The organism is Blastopirellula sediminis (assembly GCF_020966755.1).
GTDB classification, from domain to species: Bacteria; Planctomycetota; Planctomycetia; order Pirellulales; family Pirellulaceae; genus Blastopirellula; species Blastopirellula sediminis.
In genome coordinates this window covers 955597-980932 of record NZ_JAJKFT010000010.1, presented here as the reverse complement: position 1 = coordinate 980932, position 25336 = coordinate 955597, and the positions used below count along the sequence as shown (strand labels likewise).

The following is a 25336-nucleotide window of genomic DNA, read 5'->3' as shown; positions in this document are numbered from 1 at the left end:
ACAAGCTGCTCAAAAGAAGTAGTTTCGAACGAAAAACGGCGTCATTTTGTTATAGCATGGGGCCCAGTGAGAAACTAGCGAATACGCAATTTAGGCAATTTGACGATTGTGGAACATGACTTGCTCAATAAGGGGGAAAGAAGCTGTTCCTGCCATTTTGCAGGTCTATAATTCCGAGCAGCGGAGGGCGAATACCCCATAGCTGGGCAGAAATCCTGCCGGCCCGCTCCGTTACTTTCACCCGAAATCGAAAGGCGAGAAACACGCCATGTGGTTCAACCCAATGTACTTCCTGTTTATCGCTCCGGCCTTGCTGCTGGCGTTCATCGCCCAGCTCTGGCTGAAGTCGACGTACGCCTCGGCGATGAAAAAGCCGGCGCCGTTGTCAGGGGCCGCCGCCGCGCGGCACATCCTCGACTCGGCTGGGCTGTACGACGTCGCGATCGAACAAATCCCCGGACAACTCTCGGACCATTATGATCCGGGCGCCAAAGTGCTGCGCCTGAGTCCCGACGTTTACCAATCTCGTTCGCTCGGCGCCGTCGGCATCGCAGCCCATGAAGCGGGGCACGCGATCCAAGACGCCAAACATTACGCGCCGCTGGTCCTGCGTAATCTGGCTGTTCCGACCGCCAGTTTCGGGAGCGGCGCCAGCTGGATCCTGCTCTTCGCCGGCATGATCTTCAACATCCAATTCCTGATGCTGGCCGGCATCATCCTATTCGGCTGCGTCGTGGTTTTTCAGTTGATCAACTTGCCGGTCGAGTTTGACGCCAGCGCTCGTGCGAAACGGGTGCTCGTTGATCTGAACATCGTTCCGCAAGAAGATATGCCGGCGGTTCGCAACATGCTGTACGCTGCGGCCCTGACGTACGTCGCCGCAACGCTGCAAGCGGTGCTGACCTTGCTCTACTACATCATCATCTACACCAGCCGCCGCGACTAAGCGCGGAGAACGCGAAAAAAAGAAGCCCGCGGCAAGAGCGATCTTGCCGCGGGCTTTGTCGTTTCTTGGTGAGCAGGAAGCGTCGGTTTAGCGCTTCGCTTTGACCTTCGACGTCAGCTCAAAGTTGAGCCCGTCCTGTTCGCTGTTGATTGTCGCGGTCAGCGGCGTCAGGTGAACCGCGTTGTATTCAGGCGGCGTCACTTTCTCGTACATGTCGCGCGTCGGGCTGTCGGGCGTGTCGTACAGCTTTTCTTTGCCGACGAGCTTGTTCCCCAGCACCAACACCTTCTTTTCGCCAGGAGCGACGAACGCGACGTAAGCGCCATCTTTGATGTTGCCGCCGCCGGTCGGCGTCGACCCGTCGGCGGAGACGAACGACACCGAGCCGATTTCAATCGGTTGGCCGTCGATCGTTACGTTTCCGCTGACCTTCACTTCGTTGTCTTTTATCCCGCCGCCGCAGCCGACGGAAAGAAGCGACGTCGCGGCGATCAGGATTGTCGCAAGTAAGGTTACTCGCATGATTACAGCCTTAAAAATAGTAGTTTGAATCGATGGCCGAATTCGCAAGCGGAACCGTCCTGGACCGCGCGGTTCCGCCTTCGATCGTTGCGAAGCGTGGGATTACGGAAGCGTCACAACTTCGCCGCCGCGTCCCGAAAGCAGTCCTTGCCAGACCGATTGCGCGACCGTTTCGCCGACGAAGCGGACCGAACCGTCGCACATGCTGACGAGCACGCCGCCCGGGTGACGGCTACGCGCGGCGATTTGCATCTCGCTGTTGCCGGCCACAACGGCGCAGGGAATCGTGCGATAGTCGTTGTGGTTCGGATCCATGGCCGACGCCTTGCATTGACGGCACTGATCGGGGCTCGACGAGTTTGGAGTCAGAATCGACATGAAGCCGGGGCTGCCTTCGTCGTTCAAAATGTCGCCGCGGTTGTCGGAGGTCGAGTTGGCCGCCGCAATGATGATCTCGGAGAAGCATGCGGTGTTCGACGTGCCGTCGGTCATCTGGCTCATCCGATAGGTATGACGGACGCCGAACGGCGAGCCGTTGTAGATCGCCTGGTCGGCGGCGTTCTGATGGAGATGGGTGTTCCCCATGTTGCCGACGTAGTTCCCCATCACGCGCCAGTAGGTCGGGTCAGCCGCGGCGCCCTGGACGGCGCCGACTTGATCGGACGGGCAATAGTAAGCGGCGACCGGGACGCGCAACTGATTGATGTTCGGCGTCGTATAGAAGGGGCTCTTCAAATCGTAGTTGTTATAGAGCGCGGTTTGTTCGATGAACGGCCAGAGCAGAACGTGCCAGGTAATGCGATAGTACTGGGCGCCGTTTTCCGTTTTGGTCGGATTGCCGGCGCTGTTCATGGCGCCGAGCGGAAACCAATCGGGATAGGTGTCGATGTGCATGTGGGCGGCGAGCGTCAGTTGCTTCAGATTGTTGGTGCACTGAGCGCGACGAGCCGCTTCACGGGCTTGCTGAACCGCCGGCAAGAGCAACGCGATGAGAACGCCGATGATCGCGATCACGACCAGCAGTTCCACCAGCGTGAAGCCGCGGCGATACGGAGAAAGTCGAGACATGAGTGACTCCCGAAAGAAGAAACGGAATTGGATGAAAAGAGCCAAGTGGTGGCGAGACCAGCCAATGGCAAGAGATAAGCAAAAAACTAGTTCGTATAAAAATAAACCCACTTGCGAATGTCGGGTATGCCCTGATTGGAGGATATGAGGGGCGTAACCTGTTTTCCGCTATCAACTTAGAAGTCCGTCGCAAGGCCGATTTGGCAGATTTGCGCTCAAATGCAAAGCTGGCAACAGTCCTTTCGGGTAGAGAAAAGGTGCAATTTCATAGTTGGCCGATGTTTTTTTGCGAAACGACCGTGCGGCGACGTATCGATTGCAGCCGATGGACTCTAAAGTTTTTTGAGAATTTCGAAATAGAAAAGGCCCTGTTACTGGGCCCTTTGGTTCGTTTCGAGCACGTAAGTCGCGCTTCGACGCGGTTACTTCTTCAAGCCGTCCCCCATTTCAATCGTTAGTTCGGCGTCTTCGCTCGGCAGGTCAAACTTCTTGACGTAGCTCTTTCCCGGCGTCAACGATACGCCGAAGGGCGCGTAGTCATTGACCGCTTTGCCGTCGAACGCCTCGATCGTCACGACGTGCGGGCCGCCGATAAAGCCGAGACCGTTCTCGGCCGCCGTGTCGAACTTTCCCTCTTTGATTTGGGCGTACGACGGGGCGCCGGAGTTACCTTGCGACGCGTCTGGTTCAAAGAAGATCGCGCCGGCCGGAACCGGTTTGCCATGGTACGTCACCGTTCCGGAGAGGCGGTGACGCGAGATTTCGTCGCGCTGGCATCCGAGGAGCAACATGCCAGCGAGCACGATTGCGCCGAGGTGCAAATAGGTGCGTCGCATGATGGTCCCTTCGATCCGTTAGTCCAACGAATTCACTTCGCCGCCGGCGCGACTCGCCAGCCCGCGGTAGATGTTCATGTCGACCGTCTGCGCGACGAAGCGGACCGAACCGTCCATCATGCCGAAGTTGGCGCCGCCTGGATGTTCGCTGCCGTAACCGGCCGCGTTAAACGACATCGAGGCGCCGTTTTTGCCGTAATTGATCGGCTGAGAGTGCGTTTTCGTGCCGAGCAGCGCGAGATTGGTCGCATCGTATTGATAAGCGCCGCGCGTCCAGGCGCGGTAGTTGGCGTACTTGTTATAGGAGAGTTCGCCGAACCCAATCGTGTTACTGGTGCCATCGAGCAGATCGCGGAACGAGTAACACTTCAGCGCGGCGAAGACCCCTTCCTGCGAAACGGCGCCGAAGGAGCTCGCGACTTGCTGATAGGCGGCGCCGGTCAGCGTGTTGGTTCCGATCGGGCCGGCGTTGCCGTAGTAGTGCGTCGTGTAAGCGTCCGGCTCATCGCCAACGCTCGTCGACCGCGCGGAAATCTCCGATGTACCGCTGGGGCATAGGAAGCCGTCGATCCGCGTCTTCGCCAGGTCGACGTTGGCGTGGTAGTCGGCGGTGTACTCCGCTTGGTCGTACAGGTTCTGCTGTTCGATGTAAGGCAATAAGCGGAACTGGACGCTGATCCGCCCTGACCCGTGCGCGGCCGCCATCGGGAAGTTCTGGTTGACGTCGTGATAATTGTGCAGCGCCAGCGCAAGTTGCTTCAGGTTGTTGGTGCACTGCATGCGGCGAGCCGCTTCGCGAGCTTGCTGCACCGCCGGCAACAGAAGCGCGATCAGCACGCCGATGATCGCAATCACGACGAGCAACTCGACAAGCGTAAAACCGGAGTTCTTGGGGAATAATGGATTCGAACGGCGCATTGTGGCTACCCTGTTCCGAATGGACCCGCGCAGAAAGAGGAGCATGACGACGCGACAGCACGCGTCCTGCGTAAGAGTATCGGCTTACTAAAAGAAAAGCAATGAGTTTACTGGGTTTTGCGGCATGCATTGCGGCGAAAAGCGGGGAATAGTGAGCTGAAAAGCTGTGTTGAATGGCAGTGGCAAAGATCGTGCTGTTACCGGGACTATTAGGGTGTCGCTGGCAATGGGGTGTCGATTCCATCGCTTTTGGGCCCAAATCATTGTATTTGCGATAAGCGGTGGTTTATCTTGACTAGTGAAAGCCCTACCAAATTCAGGGTAATGAAAATGTGGATGAGGCCTGCTCGAATGGGGGAACTATCCTTCATTGTTCGAGCGAAGTTCGCGAACATGATTGAGTTCTCCTCCGCAAGTTAATCGACTCTTTCGTCCGGCGGTTTTCGACGATGAGGCGCGTCGTCCCAACGGAAAGGGAATGTGCCATGAAAGACGAGAATTTCATCGAATATATGGGGGGCTATCTTTCCGTCGTCGCAACGGGAGCCGACTCCGTCCCACGTTCTTTGGAGTTGTGGAAGCAAATCGTCGCCGCTTGTGAGGAATACGATTGTTACAATATTCTCGGCCAGTCCCGGACCGGCGGAGAGTTTTCCACGATGGACGCCTTCAAGCACATCGAGATCTTCCGGGAAGCGGGGATCACCTGGAAACATCGCATCGCCTGGGTGGCGGCCGATCCGCACAAGTACGAAGATCTCAAGTTCATCGAAACGGTCCTGCGGAACCGCGCTCTGGTCAACGGACATTTGTTCCGCACGACCGAGGAAGCGCGGCATTGGCTGCTTGCTCATCCTCTCGAACACGAGAACACTCCCAAGCGGTCCGAATCGAGCGCGTCTTAGTCGGGTGCAGATCGACGACGCTCCGCAGAAGTCCGAATCCTCCACTTCCTGATCGATGGGCCGAGACGTGCTATGGAAACTGATGGAAAACAGCTGATCGACGAGAACATCATTGAGTTTCTCGGCGACCACATTCATGTCACCGCCCGCGGCAATAACTCTTTGGAAAAGTCGTTTCGGTTGTTATGCGGGATCGTCGCCGCGTGCGAGGAGTTTGACTGCTACAACATTCTCGGGGAAGCCGAAACCAAGGAAGAATTGTCGACCATGGGGGCTTTCAAACATATCGACCTGTTCATGAAGGCCGGCATTACCTGGAAGCATCGGATCGCTTGGGTCGCCGAAGCGCCTGACAAATACGAGCAACTGAAGTTCGTCGAAACGGTCCTGCGGAACCGAGCGCTGGCGAACGGCCATGTTTTTCATACCGTCCCCGAGGCGCGGAAGTGGCTCCTCAATGACGTTACGGCCGATGTCGATGCTCCCAATACCTCGGATTCCCCCACTTCCTGACCCAATGGCGAAGGACTGCTATGGAAACTGATGGAAAGCCGCGGAGCGAGGAAAGCGTTATCGAGTTTCGCGGCGACTATATTCATGTCCGCGGCCGCGGCAGTAGTTCGGCGGAAATGTCATTCGAGATCTTGCGCAAGATCATCGCCGCCTGCGAGGAGTATGACTGTTACAACATTCTGGGAGAGTCGGAAGCCAAGGTCGAAATGCCGACCCTGGAGGCGTTCAAACATATTGACAGCGTCCCCAAGGCAGGCCTCACCACGAAGCATCGCGTCGCCTGGGTTGCGGAAGATCCGGCGCGGTACGAACAGCTGAAGTTCATTGAAACGGTCTTGCGGAACCGCGGGCTGTTTAACGGCCAGGTATTTCGTACCGTCGCCGAGGCCCACCAGTGGCTTCTTGGCGACGGGTCTGCGAAAGAAACGACGACCGATAGCGCCGCCGAATCGACGTAAGTCGCGTCCGCTATTTGTAGCCCAAACGGCGTTCGATGTCGCGCGAACGGCTGCTCAGACCGGTGCCGCTATCTCCATCGCTGTCGCCGCGAAACGCTTTCGAGAAGCCCGAGACTTCGTCGGTTACCGACTCCATGTACGACTTCGCTTCGCTCGTTTCGTCTTCCACTTCGGCGTCAATCGGCTCGTCTTTCGATTTCTTGTGCCATGGGCGCCAGGTTTGGCATCCAACCAGGAAGTTGGCGGCCAAGAGCAAAAGTAGTAAGGTCATGCGGTTCATAGTTCTGGTTCATGTGGCCATCGAGCCGAATTAAGAGCCTGTCCGGAAAGCTGCTTTGCTTGTTGGAATCGTCACGTTTTTGTCCCTGCAAGGCGACCGAAGCAGGCGAATCCTTTCGATTCGCCGATGCAGGTCAACGCCGCAGGGGCGAAAACGTGGCGATGCCAATGCAAATTGAGATTTCCGGACATGCTCGAAGGGCCGGAGTCTGTCAAATCGGTTCCCTTGACGCTATAGCAACTTCCCTGACGCACTCCCCTATTTGGTACTGAAATGCAGCTCGACGTACTGGTAATCGCCCCCCATCCCGACGACGCCGAACTCGGCATGGCCGGCGCGATCCTGAAGTTCAAAGCCGAAGGGCTCCGCGTCGGCGTGCTCGATTTGACCAGCGGCGAACCGACGCCGTTCGGCTCGCTCGAAAAACGAGCCGCCGAAACCGCCGCCGCCACCAAAATCCTCGGCCTCGATTGGCGCGAAAACCTTGGCCTGCCCAATCGGAGTCTCGAGCCGACGCTAGCAGCTCGCGAGCAATTGGCCTCCGTCTTTCGCCAGGTCCGCCCGCGCTGGCTCTTCGCTCCCTATTGGGAAGACGCCCATCCCGATCATGTCGCCGCGACGCAGTTGGTCGAAGCGGCCCGGTTCTGGTCGAAGCTCTCCAAGACCGACATGCCGGGCGAGCCGTTTCATCCCGAGCGAATCTACAACTATTACTGCGTCCATCTGAAAATGACCCCACAGCCGGCCTTCGTCCTCGACATCAGCGAGCACTGGGAACAAAAGGCGGCGTCGATCGCCTGCTATCACAGCCAGTTCGTCGAAGGACGTTCGCCAGAGCCGCCCACCTTCCTCGAGAAGCTCCGGGACGAAGCCTCTTACTGGGGCAAGGTGATCGGCAAGCGCTACGGCGAACCGTTTACCAGTCGCGAGCCGCTGGGCCTCGCTAGCATGCAATCGCTGTTTTAGAGCATATTTTCCCTCGGGTGCCACTGCTGGCTTGTCCAGCAGTGTTCGGTATGCAAGTGATTGGATAGGGAACAGCAGACTTAACTTTGCGGGCGAGTCTTGAAATGGAGTCATTCGGCAGTTTCGCACTGCTGGACAAGCCAGCAGTGGCGCCCGATTGGTTGATTCAACAGGCCGAAGACATGCTCTTCCGTCGAAGACGCCGTAAGAGCATGGCACCCGTTTCTGTTGTTTCTTCTTAAAATCTCGCGTTCCGACTAAAGCGATTGCGTCGACTTTGCCGATTGCTGAGCAATGACAAGATTTCCTGCGCATTTTGGTGCGCTCGGAGATCGTCGCGCAGGGGGGCACACCTGCAAGCGACCTTCATTTTCATGCGTCCGTATTGGTTGATATTGCTAGCTGGTCTCCTTTGCACGGGGTGCACTGCATTCCCGGATGTGAAGCGCCAACCGCAATTTCACAATCCATTTCCGCAACTCAGCAAAGTCGCGATTATTCCTTTCAATAATCAGAGCGACGCTCCCACGCTGAACGCCGACGATGTAACGATCGCTTACTACGGTCAGTTGCAGCGGATCCGCGGTTTCGAAGTCGTTCCGGTCGGCGTGGTGATCCGCGCGATGGAAGCGACCAACAATCGGGGCCGCGACCTCGAAGAGATCCGCAAGCTGGGCGAAATGCTCGGCGTCGACGCCGTCATCGTCGGTTCGATCACCGACTACACCCCCTACTATCCAAAGCGGATGACGCTGGCCGTCAACTGGTACTCGGTCAATCCTGGCTTCCACGCAATCCCGCCCGGCTATGGTCTGCCGTGGGGAACGGCGGACGAAGAGTACATTCCGGAATCGCACCTCTGGGAAGCGGAGTTCGCGCTCGCCAAAGAGCAACTGCTGACGCAAACGCCTGACCCGCATCCGCAACCCTCCAACGATCCGCTCGCCGCGCAACTGGAAGGCGCACCGACGCCGGAAGAGCCGCAAGTCAACGGCGCCGCTAGCATCGGCGATCCGCTAGCAGCCGGCAACTCGCCGCCAGAGCAACCGCAGTTGCCGACCGGTTGGCCCGATCCGCGCGGCTTCGTGCCGCCGCCGCCGAGCCCCGTGCGCCCGCCGCTGTTGCCCTACAACGGCCCGATCATTTCGCAAATTCGCAGCTATGACGAAAACGACACCGACTTCACCGAACTGGCCCAAGATCACTATGACTTTGTTGACGACGCTCGCATCGGCGGGTGGCAAGGGTTTTTGGATCGTAGCGATGATTTCATTCGATTCTGTTGCTACACGCATATCACCGAGATGCTCTCACTTCGTGGCGGCGCCGGAAAATCGAAAGTGGCGTTGAGGTGGCAAGAAAGCCGATAACGCTTATTGCCACTTGTTCCCCGAAGCGTGCGTTTGGAAAGAGAGCCTCACGTGACTGAAGAGATCAACGTACTAGCACTGGTCAAAGGCGCCGAGCGCTACATCTTCATGTTTAACGACAGCCGTCGCGCCGAAACGTTGCGCACGCTCGGTCGGTACGCTTCGAACCCGGAACTCAGCTTTTCGTGGTATGATGCGGCGGTCCTCAGCCAGAAGATTCGGGCTGCGGCGCCAGCAGACGAAAAGTCGGACGCTGCTAGCTCGGCCGTCAAGCCGCGCTTCGAGTTCCCCGCCAAGGGCGCCATCGACATCGGCAGCGTCGATCACCTCGACTTCGACGAATTCGAATAATAGGAGCCTGCGGCCGTGGAAATGCGAGCCGCCGCCGACCGCTTCCTCCGGTACCTGAAGGTCGAACGCAACGCGTCCGACCTGACGATCAAAAGCTACGGCGAAGACCTGGAAGCCCTGGTCGACTATCTCGAAGAGCTCTACGCCGCTCCGGCCACCACCGGAGAAGTCTCCACCCTTGATCTGCGCGGCTACGTCGCCGCCGTCAGCGACGCAGGCTACAGCGAAACGACCGTCTCGCGCCGTCTCGCTTCGATGCGTTCCTTCTTTCGCTTCGCCCAGCGCGAAGAGCTGATCGACCGCAGCCCGGCCAAGCCGCTTCGCAATCCGCGTCGCAAGCGGAAGCTGCCCCACTTTCTGACCGGCGACGAGATCAACAAGCTCCTCAGCGCCCCGCCGGCAAACACCGCCGCCGGACTGCGCGATCGAGCGATCTTCGAGACCACCTACAGCGCCGGCCTCCGCGTCAGCGAACTGGTCGGGCTCAACGATAGCGACATCGACTTCGAGCAAGGTTTGATCCGCGTTCGCGGGAAAGGGAAGCGGGAACGACTTGGCCCCTTGGGCAGTTACGCCATCGACGCGCTGAACGCGTGGCTCGCCAAACGAACCCTCAGCGTCCGCGCCGCCGCGGCGAAGGAAAAGCCGGTCTTCACCAACAAGTTCGGCAATCGGCTGACCACGCGGAGCGTCGGCCGGATGCTCGAAAAGTACATCGCGCTGACGGGACTCGACACCCGCACTTCTCCGCACACCTTGCGACATAGCTTCGCGACCCATCTCCTCGACGCCGGCGCCGACATCCGCAGCGTCCAAGAACTGCTCGGCCACAAAAGCCTGGTCACGACGCAAATCTACACCCACGTCAGCACCACGCGCCTCAAAGAAGCGTACGAAAAAGCGCACCCGCGGGCCCGCATCTAGACGACTATCGCCACGTCATTAGTAGCCCGAAGCGCCAGCGAGGGAAATGCGGCCGGCCTGAAAAGCGGAAAGCGGAAAGCGGAAAGCTGAAAGCGGAAAGAGACGCACGACACTAACCCGAGGCGCAAGCCGAGGGAATGCGTCCGCAAGCCAAACAACAAAAACCAGACTGGACCGCTGCGCATTTTTTTTTTCACGCGGACAGTGGACTGGACCGCAAGTCATCTTTTTTCCAACCAGGGTGGCCCGTCCGGTTTGCCTCAAACCGGGCAGGTCGCGCAGCGACAAGATGCCGCGCCATCCGGCCGGAATCTCCGATCGTGGACTGGACCGCAACGCATTCTTTTTTCACACGGACTGGACTGGACCGCAGCGCAACTTTTTTTTAGCGCTCACGAGCCGCCGAACCGCTCCCAATTGATTCGCACCCAAACCGACAGTGGACTGGACCGCGACAATTTTTTTTCGCCTGCCGGTTCGAACTCCCCTTCCCTTCCAAGTCTCCTGCCAACAGCGCGCACAGAGAGCGCAAACGCCCCGCCGCCGCAGCGCGCATAACAACACCAAAGTCAGTTCAACAACCAACCAGCAAGCAGCTAGGCCAAGCAAACCCGCCGCGGAAAAACCTCGTCCCAAGCCGAGGCGAAAAGAAAACCGACGCCCCAGCGGTGATCAAGCGCTAGACGTCATTGCCACCAGATTTTCCCAAAAGTCGAGCAATTTGGCAAACAGATTTGCGAGTAGCGTAGGCTGGGTCTAGACCCAGCACATCGACGCTCGGCCTTTAGGTTGCTGGGTCTTGACCGAGCCTACAATGCTACGCCCTAGGGCAATTTGTCGGATAGGATAAGACGTCCCCATTTCCGCGTCCCGGTTTCCCATTCGCGCTAAGGTGCAGTGTTGGCGAAGTACTTCCTGGAGGATGGCGTTTCCCGCGATCATCTGCGCCACCTGGTTGAGGTGCTGGCGCCTCGGTTGCGCGACATCGAACGGAGTCTCGTCATTGAAAGAGACGATTCGTCGGTGATGCGACGCGAATTGCGAGTTGCTTATGGTAACCGCGCGTGCCTGGTCGAGCACTTTTATAGTGAGGAATACTCGCCACGCTCCGATACCGTCGAATTTCAGGTCTCCTTTCTCGATGCCGATCAGATCGTCATCGTCGGCGAGTCCGAGTCCGAGGCCGATGTCGCCGAGGGGCTCGCCGCCTGGATTCTTGGCGCTTCGCGAGAAACGCTGGCCCAGCGGGCCCCGTTTGCAGGCGCCGCCGAGCTTGGGTCGGAGCGGCTCTACCAACTCGCGAAGTCTCAACTTGAACTGGCGACCCATATCACTCGCAGAAAAGCGAAGTTCGAGAACGAGCATACGGTACGATTTGAGAAACAGGAGCGTGGCTGCGAGGTTCTGTTTTGGAACTCTATTGCCGAAATGACATTCTTGTGGGGAGAGACGCCCCTGTTTACGGATCGCTTGTCATCGCAGGAGATCGAGCGAATCCTTGAACTGGTTCGTGGTTGGGTCGATGATGCGAAGGCGCCATCAGAGATGCGAGCCCACTGGCCGCACCTGAAAATGGGTAAAGCGGCCGACTTCTTTGAAGCGGGAAAGGTGGTCGAAGGAGAGTTTTTCGTCAGTTGGGATAATATCGTTCCCGAAGGTTGGATGTGGGAAAACACTGAAGTTGGCCGATTACAGCCGCTCATTGAACGACTCCGAGAACTTGGATTTGATCACCGCCTTTTGGCGAGAAGGTCGGGGCCTGCACTGAAACTGCTCCGTTCTCGACGGGGATGGCGCAGCGGAGAGCCGTTCGTCAAGATTGAACTCTTTGGCTGGCCCGCGTCGAGACTATTGGTTCGCTTTGACGTGCATGAGGATCCGCCGCGATGTGGTTTTCGCACCTACGATGAATGGAGCGTGAATCCGGAACTGCTGGAGATCTTGGAAAAGTTAGCGAGCCTTCCGCTAGTGGAGGGAGCGCCATTGAAACGCATTCCCGCCGCTTCGTTTCGTCGTCTTACACGCATCTTGTCGCAACCGCTTCCGGGCGAAGAGACTCACGTAACGCCGGCGTCGACCGATCCACTCGGCTGCGTGCAATTGCCGGAGCAACGATTTGCCGAGGGAGAACGATTCGAGGGGAACGCCAAGTTTCGCGAGATTTCCGGTTTGCTAACCACGAGCCCCAGGCTGCTTGGCGAGAAGTTAAAGGAGATATCGCCTGCCTGCGAAGAATGTGTGGATCTCACCATCCCTTTTATGGCTATCTACATGCTTGTTTTCTCGGCGGCATCTAACCCGGAGAAAACCAAGAGCATCGCCAAGCTCGCGGGGAAACCAGAAATGACCCTACTGGAGGACATCGTCGCGTTGCCGATGTTTCAGGGGATTCTCGTGATCGACAAGGATGCCCAGGTCTTATCGTTCGCGGAAAACTTCAGCGTCAGCGAGCGGATGAAACTCTCCGATTTTGTCGCCAGCGAATCGGGCGGAATGTAGTAGCTAGTGCGTAGGCTGGGTCGAGACGCAGCAGCTTGACGCTCGACCTTTTGATGCTGGGTCGTGACCCAGCCTACGGGACTGCACTTTATACGTCGGTTACGCATCTGCGAATTCAAGGAGTCATAAAGCATGCTCGTCCAATGCGTAGTAACCAGGGTATCGTCGCTGAGGGATGCGAAGATCCGTGAGCACGTCGCAGATTACGTCCACTCGGAATCAATTCGATTAGTAGTCGGTCGATGTTATCAAGTCTTTGGAGTTTGCTTTCGAGCGGGCGTTCCTTGGTATTTGATTTGCGAAGATATCAACGACGAATACCCGACTCCGTTTTGCGCTTCATTCTTCGAACTCATCGATGGGGCATTGGATTCAGGCTGGAGTCTGACGTTGTCTCCTTATTCAAACGTGGGGGACGTTTCCTTGCTCCCGGACGAATGGGCAAAGGACGATCGCTACCTGGAAAGACTGGTGGACGGCGAGCCGAAAGCCGTTTCCTATTTTCATTCACTTAAGAACGCCGAATTGGGTTGAGCGATGATCTATGCTCCGATTCGCTACATGACCGATCCGAGGTGACGAAAATGAAAAGGCGTACATGACCGAGAAATCCGAATTCCCAGAGCGATGCCCCAGCTGCGGACTCGTCCTTCTCTCAGGAGCAATATTCGACGCGGCGGCGAAAGAGAATGAGTTGGGGCCGATTCTGGGGATCCACGACGACGTTGATCCAGAACAGGCGAAGGCCGGATACGTGGGGATCGGCAGCGTTTGGTGCTATGACCAATCGCCGGAGCTTTATTCCTGCCCGCGGTGTAAGGTGGATCCGATGTCGAAGAAGCCAGATGGTTTGATTCGTTAGGTTTGGTTCCGCCGCAGCTGGCCAATCAACTCACTTAACCTACAACGCGGCGTCCAGCGATTGGGAATTGCGCATCGCCAGTCCAAGACGAGTACGACCGGATCGGGATCGAATACGCCGGTATCGATCGCGATCAGAACGTCCTCGCCAGGCGCGGTCGAGCCGCCGATGAAAATAGCATCGTCAAGGAGAAGTCGGGGATCCTTCTGCGTTGATCTTGTTTCCCGAACAAAACAGAATTGGGGGTCATCAACGAAGCCGCCCGCATCCAGTACCAGAGGCATCCGCCGCATAACGGCGACGTCTTCAAATAGTTTTATTTCGGGAAGGTCTTCTCCAAGTAGTCGCCTCAACAACTCGGCGCCCGGCGACTTCCATGACCCGTCGGCGATTGATTCGAGCAATAGCTTGGGAAAGTCGTTGGTCATTTCTGCGGATCGATCGTTGTGGTCTCTCTAGGTCGAATTCGATCGCACCAGCGAACGAAGCATCTCAATTAGTGACGGATCAGCCGTCGTCTCGGTCGCCAGTTGCCGAAGCTGCTCGAATTCTTCCAGGGTGATGGGAACGCTATATTCGTAGAGTTGTTCGCAAAGTATCTCAACGGCAAGGCAGCATTCGTTGAAGTCAGCGTACTCAACCGCCGCGAAGATGATCTGCGGATCGATTCGGTCAATAAACAGATTGCCGGCACGTTTGATTCGATCGGGGAGCGTCATGTTCGGTTCGATCTATGGCTATATCGTTCGGGCGATTGTTCCTCAGGATCTTACGAAAAGTACGTTCCAATGTCTCCTCGTAACGTAGGCTGTTCCGAGCCCCAGCAGTTTGACGCTCAGCCTTAAGATGCTACGGGACTTCTCACGAAAGCCATCGGCCAATCTCCCCTACCTGCCACGCTCCGTCGACTCGCACCATTTCAATCACGCGACCTGCGAAAACCCCTGTATACAAAACGGCGTGCGTCTCATCCATGCGTCGGGCAGACCTGAATTTTTGCGATACGCCTGGCGTTTGCCGCAGCAGGCGTTTGAACTCGCGGATGTCGTCCGACGTTAGCGCGGGATCGTAGGTGGAGGGGATGGTCTTTCGCATCGGGCGTTTGGGGTTGCGGGGCGTCGTTGGGAAGAGGCGCGTGCGGTTGTGTTGGTTCGGGAGGTTTGCATTGGTTTGTGGTGGCAGGCCGCATTCCCTCGGCTTGCGCCTCGGGTTGGTGAGCGGATGGTTATTCTTGCCGCTTTCTGTTTTTGGCTCTTCGCTTTCTTCTTGGCCGCTTTTCCCTCGCTTGCGCTTCGGGCTACTATGGCGCGCGGCGGGGTTCTTGCTCTGGCCGCATTCCCTCGGCTTGCGCCTCGGGTTAGTATTGCGCGCGGTGGGCTTGTTTTTGCGGAATTCGCGAAGCTTTCTTCACGTTTGGGGGGCTTCGCTTGTGTGGCGCTTGTCGGGTGCTATAGTTCAGCCGGGAAGTTCTGGCTGGGGTGGTTGGGCCCGATATGCGATAGCGAGGATTGAGCGGGATCGCCGGAGGAGCGAGACGATGACGACGTCGCCTGAGGCCGGGGGAAGCGGCAAGACGGTTCAGCAATACATTGACGAAGCGCCGATCTGGTCGGACGGGACCGCGACGGCGAGCGCTCCGCTGACGCCGATGCAGTGGCGGATCTGGTGGTTGGCCGCCGCGGGAAAATTCTTTGAAGGGCTGGTCGTCTTTATGACCGGCGTCGCGCTGCCGCTGCTGGCGCAAGAGTTCCAATTGGGACCAGCCGCACATGGCCTGGTTGGCGCCGCGTCGCTGTTTGGAATTTTAATCGGGGCGACGGCGCTCGGCGGATTGGCCGATCGTTACGGCCGCAAGCCGATCTTCATCCTCGAGATGGCGATCTTCACCGCGTTTCTGGTGGCGGTCGCGCTGAGCCCGAACTTTCTGGTGCTGGTGATCTGCTTGTTTGGCCTGGGCGTAGCGCTGGGGTGCGACTATCCGACGGCTCACCTGGTGATTTCGGAATGCATGCCGAGCAATGCCCGCGGCAAGTTTGTGCTCGGCGCCTTCGGCTTTCAGGCGGTCGGCGCGCTGGTTGGCGCGGGGATCGGCTTTTTGATTTTGTATGAGAACCCGAGCATCGGCGCCTGGCGGTGGATGTATGCGACCGCGATCGTGCCGGCGGTGATTGTGACGCTGGCGCGATTGACGATTACGGAGAGCGCCCATTGGCTGTTCGCCCAAGGGAAGTACGAAGACGCCGAGCGGGAAACGCTGCGGCTGCTGAAGCGCGAACCCGCCTATCCGAAGGAAGTGGCGCTTGACGCCGCCAAAGAGCAGGCCGAGTTCGCCGAGATCGAAGAGGAAGCAAAGTGCAGCGGGGGCTACGCCGAACTCTTCTCGGCCAAGAACCGCCGCGCGACGATTCTGACGTCGGTTCCCTGGTTTCTGCAAGACTTGAGCACCTATGGCATCGGGATCTTTACGCCGACGATTCTGGCCGCGGCGGTCGGTTCCGAAAAGGCGCACGCGACGAAGGTGGCCGACATCGTGCTGAACGACATGACCGCCGCCAAAGGCGCCGCGGTGATCGACTTGCTGTTGATCGTGGGGATTATCGGCGCGGCGCTGTTGGCCGATCGAGTCGGCCGGATCAAGCTGCAGATCTTTGGATTCATCGGCTGTGCGGTCGGCTTGTTTCTGGCGTCGCTGTCGGTCGGCGCGGCCGATCCGATGCGGCTCTACTTGATCTTCGCAGGCTTCATGACGTTCAGCTTTATGACGAACCTGGGGCCGAACGCGCAAACCTATTTGATCGCCGGCGAAGTTTTTCCGACGCACATCCGCGGCAAAGGCGCCGGGCTGGCAGCGTCGTTCGCCAAGATCGGCGCGGTGCTGACGGCGTTTCTCTTTCCGATCCTGCTGGCCGACATCGGCGTCCGCTGGCTGCTCTACATCTTGATCGCCGCATCGCTGATCGGCGCGGTGGTGACGTGGATGACCCGGATTGAAACGGCCGGGGTGAACTTGGAAGAGATTGGGAAGTAGTTTGCGCTTCCTGTAGGGTGGGTGGAGCAAGCGCTAAAGAGCTTGATCTGCGCATTCGGCATGAAACGCTTGCGTAACCCACCTTCCGCTTGCAAGCCGATCGTTGGGTTTCGCTGCGCTGCACCCAACCTACGTCGGATTACTTCGCGTCGCTGCGCGACACCTTGAAGCGGAACTTGTAGTCGTCGGCCGTGCCGAGCTTTTTGTCGGGACCGAGCAGGACCATCTCGACGTCGTAGCCGTTGATCGTCCAGCTGGCGGCGATGTCTCCTTTGGACCAGCGGCCTTGGATTCGCTTCGACTCGGCGACGTGGGCCGGAAGGCCGAGGATGGAGCGGCGGATCGTGCCTGTGAGACCCTCTTCCACAGCGGCGGTGCGGCGTTTGTAGAGTTCCGTCCACTCGGCCGGATAACGCGCGGTCAGCTCGGGATATTCTGGGATCGTCGTTTCGCTGGCGGCTAACGGCGCGTTGGTCGGTTCGACGGCGTTGAAGTCGAACTCCGGCGCTTGCAGCGACGCTTCGAGCGCCTTGAGCCGCGCTTGTTCTTGTTGGAACGGGATTACGTATTTGTAAGCGACGACCAGAGCGGCGACCGTGCCGAGGAGTCCCATCATGACGATGAACGCAAATTTCCCAGCGCCGGAACCGCTCGCTTCGCGACGTACCGGGACAACGCGCGGCGCAGGAGTTGTCGGCGCTGGCGCGGGAGGCGCTGCGTAACCATACGATGGCGCCGGCGGCGCACCATAGCCGTTTGGCGGCGGATACGAGGGCGGAGGCGGATAGCCCGGCGGACCCGGCGGGGGCGGATAGTATCCGCCTGGCATCGGCATTGGCGGCGGTGTCGGAGCGGCCGGCATGTACGGAGGGGGCGGAACGTAACCGCCGCTCGGCATCGGATATTGGCCGGGGCCTGGCGAAGGATAGGGAGCGGTCGGCATCGGATATTGCGGCGCCGGCGGAAGGGGCGACGGCGGCATCGCCGGCATGTGGACCGGCGGCGGCACGCTGGGACTAGCAGCGCTACGAGGTGCGATCGGTTGGGACGGCGTGTCGGACATCGCCGGCGTCCAGGTATCGCGGTGGCTGTGCGGCTTTTCGGCCGCCGCATGGCTGGCGTCGACGGTCCATTTGCCGTCGGCCGAAACTTGCGTCTCTGGTTGGACTTCCAGCTCGGGCGTCAGCACTTTGGGGACGCGGATCTTCTGACGGCAGCGGCGACACAAGACGCGCTGCCCCGCCAGTTCAGGCTCCCAGCGACAAGGTCGCTCACATTTAGGACACGAAAAATACTGCTTAATGGTCACCGAGCTGCCCCTCGAAAGTACTCCCAAAGTCTAGATAGAGGCGAAAGGCAATTCAACGTGAAATCAACGAAACATTTCCTGTGCGCAATGTGCTCCGTCAGCACCCCGCTAAGTTGCATGATGCCGCCGTAAGCCGGTGCTAGCAGGGCGACGAATCAGCATCTTTGGATGCGACACTTCCCTGCTCTACCCGACAAGACGCTTCACCGCGGCGGCGACGCCGAGGGCGACTTGGGTCATCCGGTCGTAGTCGAGCGTCTCCGGCGTGTCGCTCATCTGGTGATAGTTCGGATTCCGCAGAAAGCTGGTGTCGGTCAGCATCAGGGCCGGATAACCTTGGTCCCAGAACGAGCTGTTGTCGCTGCGGCGGATCTCATGGACGCGCTCGGGGAGGTTAAGCGACCAGAGGGGAAGTTGGGAGCCGCGCTTGAACCCGCGGCGGAACTTCCAGTTCAAACTCCAACTGTTCAAGTTGCCGACCGCCGCCAGGAAGTTGCCGACGGTGGGAAACAGGGGATGAAAGATCCTGGGAATCGTCGCGGGGATCTTTTGCGAGTTCGGATCGTCGCGAAAGTAGCCGACCATTTCCAAGCAGAGCATGCCGAGGATCCGCTCGTGCGCTTGCCGCGCTTCGCGCGCATGATGCTGGCTTCCCATCGCGCCGAGGTTGAAATAAGGCGCCTCTTCGCAGGCGAACGCCACATAACGGATCGTCCGCCGCGGCACATGCTCTTTCAGTAGCCGCGCTACTTCGAGCATCACCGCGACGGCCGACGCGTTATCGTCGGCGCCGGGGGTGAACGGAGTCGAGTCGTAGTGAGCGCCGAGCAGGATGATTTGCTCCGGGCGTTTGGCGCCGCGGGTTTCGACAATCAAGTTGGTCCCAAAGCCGTCGACCGCTTCGTACGTCTGCTGCCGGACGTCGTAACCCATGCCGCTCCATTGCTGCGTGATGTAGCCGATCGCCGCTTCGATCGCAGTCGGATGATGGAGCGTGCGGATCCCAATCAGCGACGCCAGGCAATCGACATGCTTGACGAGGCGCTCGCGAATGGCGCTGGGGTCGATCGTCATGTCATGGTCCTGTCGCATTGCACGTCAATCAGTCGCTGGCGAATTATTATCTGCAAACATGATATTCGCCGCGGCGGCGAAGTTCTTTCTTTTTTACCTTCTTGGCGGTTCCTTTTCGCGTAGTAGAAACAAGTTCGCCCTTTTGCGGGTAAGCTCTTCGTCCCCCCTCCTCTTCGACTTGGGAGAAAGTCATGCCCCGTTTGCAGAATGCGCTCTGGATCGGCGCTGGTTTCTTATTGTTGTTTCTTACGCAAGCGTCGGTCGCCGATGTGCCCAGCGCGGAAAAGATTTTAACCAGCTACGACCTGCAAGGCGGCCAAGCGGCGCTCGAAAAATACTTGGACCAAAACCCGTCGGACGATCAGCAGCGATTTGGGTTGGGGGTAGTGCAGTTCGTAGGGGCGGTGGAAACGATGTCGCAGTCGTTTTACGCATGTGGGGTACGGGATTATCAAGGGCAGATCCCGTTTCTCCGCATCGTCGCGACTGAGAACCCCAACCCGAAAGCGACCAGCTATCAGGACGTCCGCAACATCCTGCAAAAGTTTGTCGACGATCTCGCCGTGGCGGAGCAGACGCTCGCGAAGGTCGACGACAAGCGGGTAAAGCTGCCGCTCCCCCTGTTCCAGATTCGCCTGGACCTCAACGGCGATGGAACGACGACCGAAATCGAAACGCTGGGCGCCGTCGCGATGCATTTGCGCATGATTGAAAACGTTCCTGGCAATCCGGAGGCCCAGCGTCCGTACGAGACGGTCGTCGCGTTCGACTACGCCGATTGTCTTTGGCTGCGCGGCTATTGCCATTTGCTGAGCGGGATGGCCGAAACCTGGCTCGCCTACGACATGCAAGAGCTGCATGATCGGGTTGGCTACGTCATCTTTCAGAAGATCGACTCGCCGAACGCCTATCTCGCCGACGCGAAAAAGACGTTCCCGATCAGCGACGTCGATATTGTCGATCTCGTCGCCTTCATCCACCTGATCAATTTTCCGGTGAAAGATGCGGAGAAGCTGAAGGACGCGCACGCCCACTTCCTGCAAGTGATCGCCCTCAGTCGGCGAACGTGGGATGCGATCGAAGCGGAAGATGACAACGATCGTGAGTGGATCCCAGGGCCGAAGCAGACGTCGCCGGTGACGCGCGGGCGAACTTCGCCGGAGATGCTGAAGACGTGGCGAGAGTTCCTCGACGAGCTGGAAGCGATCCTGCAAGGGGAAAAACTGGCGCGGCACCCGCGCATTACCGACGGCCGCGGCGTGAACGTGAAGAAGATGTTCTTCGAGCCGCAGCCGTTTGACGCGGTGATGTGGTGGCAAGGAAGCGGCGCGACGCCGTTTCTGGAAAAGGGACCGCTCAGCGACGACGCATTTTGGAACCGCGTGAACCGTGCGTTCAACGGTCAGTTCATGAGCTTCGCCGTTTGGTACAACTAGTTCGCTTTATCGGGGCGAAGACATGCTCATCCCGCGAAGACGCGGCAAGAGCATGGCGCCAGGATCCGGTGAACTAGTTCGCTTTGGCGGTCGGCTTTTTCGCCGGGGCGTCGTCGGCCAGTTTGGGATAAACCAGCACCCGCTTCGACCAGGCGTTCCATTGCTTGGCCAGCTCGCGGACCTTCTCGGGGTTCTCGGCCGCCAGGTTGTTGGTTTCGGTGCGGTCGGCGGTGATGTTGTAGAGCTCCCAGTTTTCGGGATGAACGCCGCGCGGACGCGCGACGTTACGGCCGACCAGTTTCCAATCGCCGGAGCGAATCGACGCGTTGTTTTCATGCTCGATGCAGATCGGCTTTTGCCGGTCGAGCGACTTCCCTTCCAGCGCCGGACGAAGCGATATGCCGTCGAGCGGATGGATTCGGTTTCCTTCGTACTCGGTCGGATAAGTAGCGCCGGCGACGTCGAGGATCGTCGGCATCACGTCGATCAGCTGCGCCGGTTCCGCGTACCAATCTGTTTGCGACGTGATCTTGGCGGACCAATGAATGAAGAACGGGGTCGCCGTTCCTCCTTCGTGATTGAAGTGCTTGTAAAGCCGGAACGGCGTGTTGCTGGCGTTGGCCCACGCTTCGCCGTAGCCATGGAAGTATTCGTGATTCCGTTTCTCGATATCGCGGAAGTTGGCCCCGCCGAGGACGCCCCCTTCCTGACAACCGCCGTTGTCGGAGAGGAACAGGATCATGGTGTCGTCTTCGATGCCGGACTCTTTCAGGTACTTCATCAGCTTGCCGATGTTCTGGTCGATCCGATCAATCATCGCGGCGTAGATCGCCATCTTCAGATCCATCTCGTCCTGCTTCTCGGCGTCGAGCGTTTCCCAGGCCGGAATGTTCGGCGTACGCGGGGAGAGCTCTAGATCAGCCGAGACCAGTCCCAGCTCCTTTTGTTTGGCGAGTCGCTGCTGGCGCAGTTTGTCCCAGCCAATCTTGTACTTACCGCGGTACTTGGCGATGTCGTCTTCGAAGGCCTGAATCGGCCAGTGAGGCGCCGTGTAAGCGAGGTAGAGGAACATCGGCCGCTTGTCGCCCGCTTGCTCTTCTTTCAAAAAGCGGATCGCATAGTCGGTGAACGCGTCGGTCGTATAGAACTGCTCGTCGGTGGTGCTTTCTGGAGTTTCGATCGCCTCGTTACCGAGCGACATCCCGCGATCGCCGCCGGGATAAAAGTGGAGCGTCGCCCCAGAGAGACAGCCGAAGTACTTGTCGTAACCGCGCTGCAGCGGCCAACGGCTCTCCTCATTTTCGCCAAGGTGCCATTTGCCCGACATCAGCGTCGCGTACCCGGCGCCCTGCAGCGCTTCGGCGATCGTGACGCAGTTGTGATTCAAAAATCCTTGATAAGCAGGCGACTTGCCGGCGCCATAGTTCAACTCGCCGGGCGATTCGGTCATGTGGCCGATCCCGGATTGATGCGGATAGAGCCCGGTCATCAAGGTCGCGCGGGTCGGGCAGCAGCGGCCGTTGTTATAGAACTGCGAAAAGCGAACGCCTCCCTGGGCGAGCGCGTCGATGTTGGGAGTCGCGATCTCACTGCCGTGATAGCCGAGATCGGAAAAGCCCATGTCGTCGACCATGATCAGGATGATGTTGGGACGTTCTGCGGCGCTGGCGGCGCTGCAGAAGGTAATCAGGATCGTCAGCGACAAGAGGGCGAACGTTTTCATGATCGGTCCGATCGGCGTGAGGGAGGAAACAGCGAGGAAGAGCTTAAGGAGTCGCGTGTTTGATCGCGAAGGAGCGGAGGGAACCTTGCAGCGGATTGGGAGCCTCGTAGTCGCCGGCCGCCGTTAGCACATCATGGCCGAGCGACAGCTCGTCGAACGGCTGCGCGGGAATGAGGCCGGGCGAAGCGATTTTGAACGGCGGCTCGTCGTTGATTTGCAGCATCATCACCTTCTTGTCGAGCCCCGCGCGCAGATGGACCTGGCCGGAGTATCGTTGCTTGGAGATCAGCCGCGTTACGATACCGCCGACACGCACGTCGAAAGCGGGCTTCCCGTCGACAAAGTGCAGAGCATAGCCATGGCGATTGCCGCCTTGCGCGGCGACGACTCCAGACGGCGACTTGGCGTCGACTTCGGCTTCGATCGTCCAGCTTCGTTTGGCGATCGGGAAGTTGCGATCGACGTGAGAGAAGTCGCCGGAGAGAGCCGCTTTCGCCGGATCATAGTGAACGCCGACGCGCCAGGCCCACGCTTCCCACGCGGCAACCATCGACTTCAGTCTTTCCGGCTCTTGGGCGGCGAGGTCATTCGTTTCGCAGCGATCTTCGGCCAGGTTGTAAAGCTCCCACTCAATCTTGTGGGGCATCCGCTTCGACCAGACGATCTTCCAATCGCCGTCGCGCAGCGCGTGGGCCGCCTGATGATCGAAGCCGATCTGACGCTGCGGTAACGCTTCGCCCCGCATCGCCGGCAGCAGACTGGTCCCTTCCAGCGGCGTGATCGCGCGATTATCGAAGGTGGTCGGATAGGTGGCGCCGCTCGCTTCCATCAGGGTCGGCAGGATGTCCATCATGTGACCCGGTTGGCGGACCCAAACGTCGGGCGTACCGATCCCGGCGGGCCAGTGAGCGATCAGCGGCATGCTAATGCCACCTTCGTGCGTGAAGTGCTTGTACAAGCGAAACGGCGTATTGCCGAGATTCGCCCAGCCGCTGCCATAGGCTTGATGCGTGCCGCGCTGACCGATTTCGCGGAGCTCTTCGCCGGTTCGCAGGGTGTTGGTCCCGACGCGAGAAACGCCGTCAAAGCCGAAAGGTCCCCATTCGTAGCAAGCGCCGTTGTCGGTCAGGAAGATGATGAGCGTGTTGTCGAGATCGCCGGTCGCTTCGAGGTGATTGACGATTCGCCCGACGCCGACGTCGACCCCTTCGACCATCGCGGCGAAGACCGCCATCCGCCGCGCGAGATCGCCGCGGCGATCTGCCGGCAGCGCGTCCCACGCCGGGTTTTCTTTCCCCGAGTAACCATTGGCGATGTCGTCGCGATCAACCGGCACGATCGAGCGCGGCGTTAGCTGCCAACGATCGCCGTCGATCAGCCCGATCTCCTTCATCCGTTCGAATCGTTCTTCCCGCAGCACGTCCCAGCCGCGCTGGTAAGTCGCTTCGTACTTGTCGACCCGCTCGGTCGGCGCTTGGATCGGAAAGTGGGGAGACGAGTGGCCGAGGAAGAGGAACCACGGCTTGTCGCTCTGTTGTCCCTGGCGGATGAACTCCAGCGCGTAGTCGTTGAAGACGTCGGTTGCGTAGAACTCGTCCTTGGGAGGATTGATTTCCTTTTGGCGGCCTGCCGGCAGTCGCTCGTAGTAGTCAGCGTCGTATTGATCGTGCGAGTGATCGAACGTGTAGCCGTAGAACTCGTCGAAGCCGCGGCGGATCGGGCCGGTCTGGTTGTGGAGGTGCCACTTGCCGACGTAGTAGCAACCGTAGCCGGCCGGCTTCAAGACTTCGGCCAGCGTGACGCAATCGTCCCGCAGGCGACCGAGATAGCCGGGCCCGCGGCTGGGATTGGGCTGGGCGGTGGTGAAGTCGCCGATGCCGGCTTGCGTTGGATAGAGCCCAGTCATCAGCGCCGCGCGACTGGGACAGCAGCGGGCCGAGTTGTAGACCTGCGTAAAGCGGACGCCCCGCTTGGCGAGCGCGTCGATATTGGGCGTCGGGATCTCGCCGCCGTAACAGCCAAGATCGGAGTAGCCGAGGTCATCGGCCAGGATGATCAGAATGTTCGGCCGCTTCGCTTCGGCGGCTGGCAGCGCCGCGGTTGCGCAGGAAACGAGAAGCAGCGTCAGAATCAGGCGTGACACGATTCTTTCCGTGGTTAGGCGAGGTTTCTCTCTATCGTAACCAGCGGGTCGCGGCGGTTCGACCTTTCTCTTGGGCCGCACTTCCGGGGAAAGCAATTTGCCGGCGTAAAGATTCGCAGGCAAATTGCGGTTCTGCGGAGTGGGGGGGGATCCGTTACTTCGTCGGATCGACGATCACCTTCATCGCCCCGGGTTCGCCGGCGTAGAGGCGTTTGAACCATTCCGGTCCTTCGTCGAGCGAGATGCGGGCGGTGATCAGCGGGTCAACCTTGATCAGGCCCCGTTCCAGCAGATCGATGCAGGCCGGGTACTCGCCGTTGGAGGCGCAGCTGCCGTAGACCGAAAGCTCGCGGCTGACGATCGCTTGCAGCGGCATTTCGACTTTCGGCGACAAGTTGCCGACCAGCGTGATCGAGCCCCCTTTGCGGGTCGCGTCGATCGCGGTTTGAATCGTCCGCGTAGCGCCGACCACTTCGACGGCGACATCCGCGCCGCGACCGCCGGTCAGCTTCTTCACTTCGTCGACGACGTCGACTTCGTCCGCTTTCAAACCGACGTCAGCGCCCAGCTGCTTCGCCAGATCCAAACGTCCTTGATCCAAGTCGATCGCAATCACCTGGGCGGCGCCGGCGAGACGGATCGCTTGCACGACGAGCAAACCGATCATGCCGCTGCCGACGACGATCGCGGTGTCGCCCAGAATGAGCGGAGCGCGATTCGCGGCGTGAACGGCGACCGAGACCGCTTCGATCATCGCCGCATGTTCAAACGGCAAACCGGGGGGCAGCTTGTAGCAGATGTGCTGCGGCACGGAGACGTACTCGGCGAAGGCGCCGTAGCGGCGATACTCGTCGCACGAGACGCCCAGGACCATCCGGTTGTCGCAAAGGTTGATGTGTCCCTTGCGGCAGTTGAAGCAAACGCCGCACGAGACGGTCGAGTCGAAGGTGATCGGATCGCCGACGGCGAAGCCGGTGACGTCGGAGCCGACCTTGGTGACGACGCCGGCCGCTTCATGTCCCATGACCAGCGGCGGAATGCGGCGACCGGTGCTGCCGTCGTAGCCATGGATGTCGCTGCCGCAGATGCCGCAGGCCTTCACTTGCACCAGCAAGTCGTGCGGGCCGATTTTCGGCTCTTCGATCTCGACAACATCCAGCTGCTTGTATTCCGACAGCAACATCGCTTTCATGATTTTCTTGCCT

24 protein-coding genes are annotated in these 25336 nt (G+C 59.1%); 12 read left to right on the top strand and 12 right to left on the bottom strand.

The window, feature by feature from the left end; all coding sequences use genetic code 11:
- Positions 1 to 268: 268 nt before the first annotated feature.
- Positions 269 to 946, top strand: coding sequence for a zinc metallopeptidase (locus LOC68_RS15620; protein WP_230220414.1), 678 nt, complete (start codon positions 269 to 271; stop codon positions 944 to 946).
- A gap of 87 nt (positions 947 to 1033) precedes the next feature.
- On the opposite strand, the gene LOC68_RS15615 is transcribed toward LOC68_RS15620, so the two are convergent.
- The 4 genes from LOC68_RS15615 to LOC68_RS15600 form a co-directional block, all read right to left on the bottom strand.
- The gene (locus LOC68_RS15615) at positions 1034 to 1468 is read right to left on the bottom strand and encodes a hypothetical protein (RefSeq protein ID WP_230220412.1); all 435 of its coding nucleotides are present in this window, start codon (positions 1466 to 1468) and stop codon (positions 1034 to 1036) included.
- Positions 1469 to 1570: 102 nt separating this feature from the next.
- Complete coding sequence (locus LOC68_RS15610; RefSeq protein ID WP_230220411.1) at positions 1571 to 2536, bottom strand: DUF1559 domain-containing protein; 966 nt, start codon at positions 2534 to 2536, stop codon at positions 1571 to 1573.
- 422 nt (positions 2537 to 2958) lie between these two features.
- Complete coding sequence (locus LOC68_RS15605; RefSeq protein ID WP_230220409.1) at positions 2959 to 3372, bottom strand: hypothetical protein; 414 nt, start codon at positions 3370 to 3372, stop codon at positions 2959 to 2961.
- An 18-nt stretch (positions 3373 to 3390) separates the two neighbouring features.
- The gene (locus tag LOC68_RS15600; RefSeq protein WP_230220407.1) at positions 3391 to 4290 is read right to left on the bottom strand and encodes a DUF1559 domain-containing protein; all 900 of its coding nucleotides are present in this window, start codon (positions 4288 to 4290) and stop codon (positions 3391 to 3393) included.
- Between the two features lie 485 nt (positions 4291 to 4775).
- On the opposite strand from LOC68_RS15600, the gene LOC68_RS15595 reads away from it, so the two are divergent.
- From LOC68_RS15595 to LOC68_RS15585, 3 genes are all read left to right on the top strand, one after another.
- The gene (locus tag LOC68_RS15595) at positions 4776 to 5195 is read left to right on the top strand and encodes a hypothetical protein (protein ID WP_230220405.1); all 420 of its coding nucleotides are present in this window, start codon (positions 4776 to 4778) and stop codon (positions 5193 to 5195) included.
- A gap of 72 nt (positions 5196 to 5267) precedes the next feature.
- The gene (locus tag LOC68_RS15590) at positions 5268 to 5708 is read left to right on the top strand and encodes a hypothetical protein (RefSeq protein ID WP_230220403.1); all 441 of its coding nucleotides are present in this window, start codon (positions 5268 to 5270) and stop codon (positions 5706 to 5708) included.
- Positions 5709 to 5728: 20 nt separating this feature from the next.
- Positions 5729 to 6166: a hypothetical protein gene (locus tag LOC68_RS15585; RefSeq protein ID WP_230220401.1), complete on the top strand. Its 438-nt coding sequence runs from the start codon at positions 5729 to 5731 to the stop codon at positions 6164 to 6166.
- 10 nt (positions 6167 to 6176) lie between these two features.
- Here LOC68_RS15585 and LOC68_RS15580 read toward each other — a convergent pair whose 3' ends face one another.
- Positions 6177 to 6446, bottom strand: a complete 270-nt coding sequence (locus LOC68_RS15580) for a hypothetical protein (RefSeq protein ID WP_230220399.1) — start codon at positions 6444 to 6446, stop codon at positions 6177 to 6179.
- 273 nt (positions 6447 to 6719) lie between these two features.
- Between LOC68_RS15580 and bshB1 the strand changes: the two genes are divergently transcribed.
- The 6 genes from bshB1 (at position 6720) to LOC68_RS15550 (ending at position 13418) form a co-directional block, all read left to right on the top strand.
- Positions 6720 to 7412, top strand: coding sequence for a bacillithiol biosynthesis deacetylase BshB1 (bshB1, locus tag LOC68_RS15575; protein WP_230220397.1), 693 nt, complete (start codon positions 6720 to 6722; stop codon positions 7410 to 7412).
- Positions 7413 to 7852: 440 nt separating this feature from the next.
- Entirely contained in the window at positions 7853 to 8782 is a 930-nt protein-coding gene (locus tag LOC68_RS15570; RefSeq protein WP_230220395.1) for a hypothetical protein, read from the top strand.
- Between the two features lie 51 nt (positions 8783 to 8833).
- Positions 8834 to 9133 (top strand): hypothetical protein, encoded by a 300-nt coding sequence (locus tag LOC68_RS15565; protein ID WP_230220393.1) that lies wholly within the window; start codon positions 8834 to 8836, stop codon positions 9131 to 9133.
- 21 nt (positions 9134 to 9154) lie between these two features.
- A complete protein-coding gene (gene xerC, locus LOC68_RS15560) occupies positions 9155 to 10057 on the top strand; it encodes a tyrosine recombinase XerC (protein WP_230225155.1) in 903 nt (300 codons plus the stop codon).
- A 900-nt stretch (positions 10058 to 10957) separates the two neighbouring features.
- Positions 10958 to 12556, top strand: a complete 1599-nt coding sequence (locus tag LOC68_RS15555; protein ID WP_230220391.1) for a hypothetical protein — start codon at positions 10958 to 10960, stop codon at positions 12554 to 12556.
- Positions 12557 to 13154: 598 nt separating this feature from the next.
- Complete coding sequence (locus tag LOC68_RS15550) at positions 13155 to 13418, top strand: hypothetical protein (RefSeq protein ID WP_230220389.1); 264 nt, start codon at positions 13155 to 13157, stop codon at positions 13416 to 13418.
- On the opposite strand, the gene LOC68_RS15545 is transcribed toward LOC68_RS15550, so the two are convergent.
- Both LOC68_RS15545 and LOC68_RS15540 read right to left on the bottom strand, forming a co-directional pair.
- Complete coding sequence (locus tag LOC68_RS15545; protein ID WP_230220387.1) at positions 13415 to 13846, bottom strand: hypothetical protein; 432 nt, start codon at positions 13844 to 13846, stop codon at positions 13415 to 13417. The genes LOC68_RS15550 and LOC68_RS15545 overlap by 4 nt on opposite strands.
- A 27-nt stretch (positions 13847 to 13873) precedes the next feature.
- A complete protein-coding gene (locus LOC68_RS15540; protein ID WP_230220385.1) occupies positions 13874 to 14137 on the bottom strand; it encodes a MafI family immunity protein in 264 nt (87 codons plus the stop codon).
- A gap of 818 nt (positions 14138 to 14955) precedes the next feature.
- On the opposite strand from LOC68_RS15540, the gene LOC68_RS15535 reads away from it, so the two are divergent.
- On the top strand, positions 14956 to 16446 hold the full coding sequence (locus LOC68_RS15535) for an MFS transporter (RefSeq protein ID WP_230220383.1): 1491 nt from the start codon (positions 14956 to 14958) through the stop codon (positions 16444 to 16446).
- Between the two features lie 139 nt (positions 16447 to 16585).
- On the opposite strand, the gene LOC68_RS15530 is transcribed toward LOC68_RS15535, so the two are convergent.
- A complete protein-coding gene (locus tag LOC68_RS15530; protein ID WP_230220381.1) occupies positions 16586 to 17674 on the bottom strand; it encodes a hypothetical protein in 1089 nt (362 codons plus the stop codon).
- Positions 17675 to 17941: 267 nt separating this feature from the next.
- Positions 17942 to 18829, bottom strand: a complete 888-nt coding sequence (locus LOC68_RS15525) for a M28 family metallopeptidase (RefSeq protein ID WP_230220379.1) — start codon at positions 18827 to 18829, stop codon at positions 17942 to 17944.
- A 191-nt stretch (positions 18830 to 19020) separates the two neighbouring features.
- Between LOC68_RS15525 and LOC68_RS15520 the strand changes: the two genes are divergently transcribed.
- Positions 19021 to 20265, top strand: a complete 1245-nt coding sequence (locus LOC68_RS15520; RefSeq protein WP_230220377.1) for a hypothetical protein — start codon at positions 19021 to 19023, stop codon at positions 20263 to 20265.
- A 73-nt stretch (positions 20266 to 20338) separates the two neighbouring features.
- Here LOC68_RS15520 and LOC68_RS15515 read toward each other — a convergent pair whose 3' ends face one another.
- The 3 genes from LOC68_RS15515 to LOC68_RS15505 form a co-directional block, all read right to left on the bottom strand.
- Positions 20339 to 21988, bottom strand: coding sequence for an arylsulfatase (locus LOC68_RS15515; RefSeq protein WP_230220375.1), 1650 nt, complete (start codon positions 21986 to 21988; stop codon positions 20339 to 20341).
- A 43-nt stretch (positions 21989 to 22031) separates the two neighbouring features.
- A complete protein-coding gene (locus tag LOC68_RS15510; RefSeq protein WP_315858795.1) occupies positions 22032 to 24131 on the bottom strand; it encodes an arylsulfatase in 2100 nt (699 codons plus the stop codon).
- Between the two features lie 154 nt (positions 24132 to 24285).
- The gene (locus tag LOC68_RS15505) at positions 24286 to 25323 is read right to left on the bottom strand and encodes a zinc-dependent alcohol dehydrogenase (RefSeq protein WP_230220373.1); all 1038 of its coding nucleotides are present in this window, start codon (positions 25321 to 25323) and stop codon (positions 24286 to 24288) included.
- Positions 25324 to 25336 lie beyond the last annotated feature (13 nt).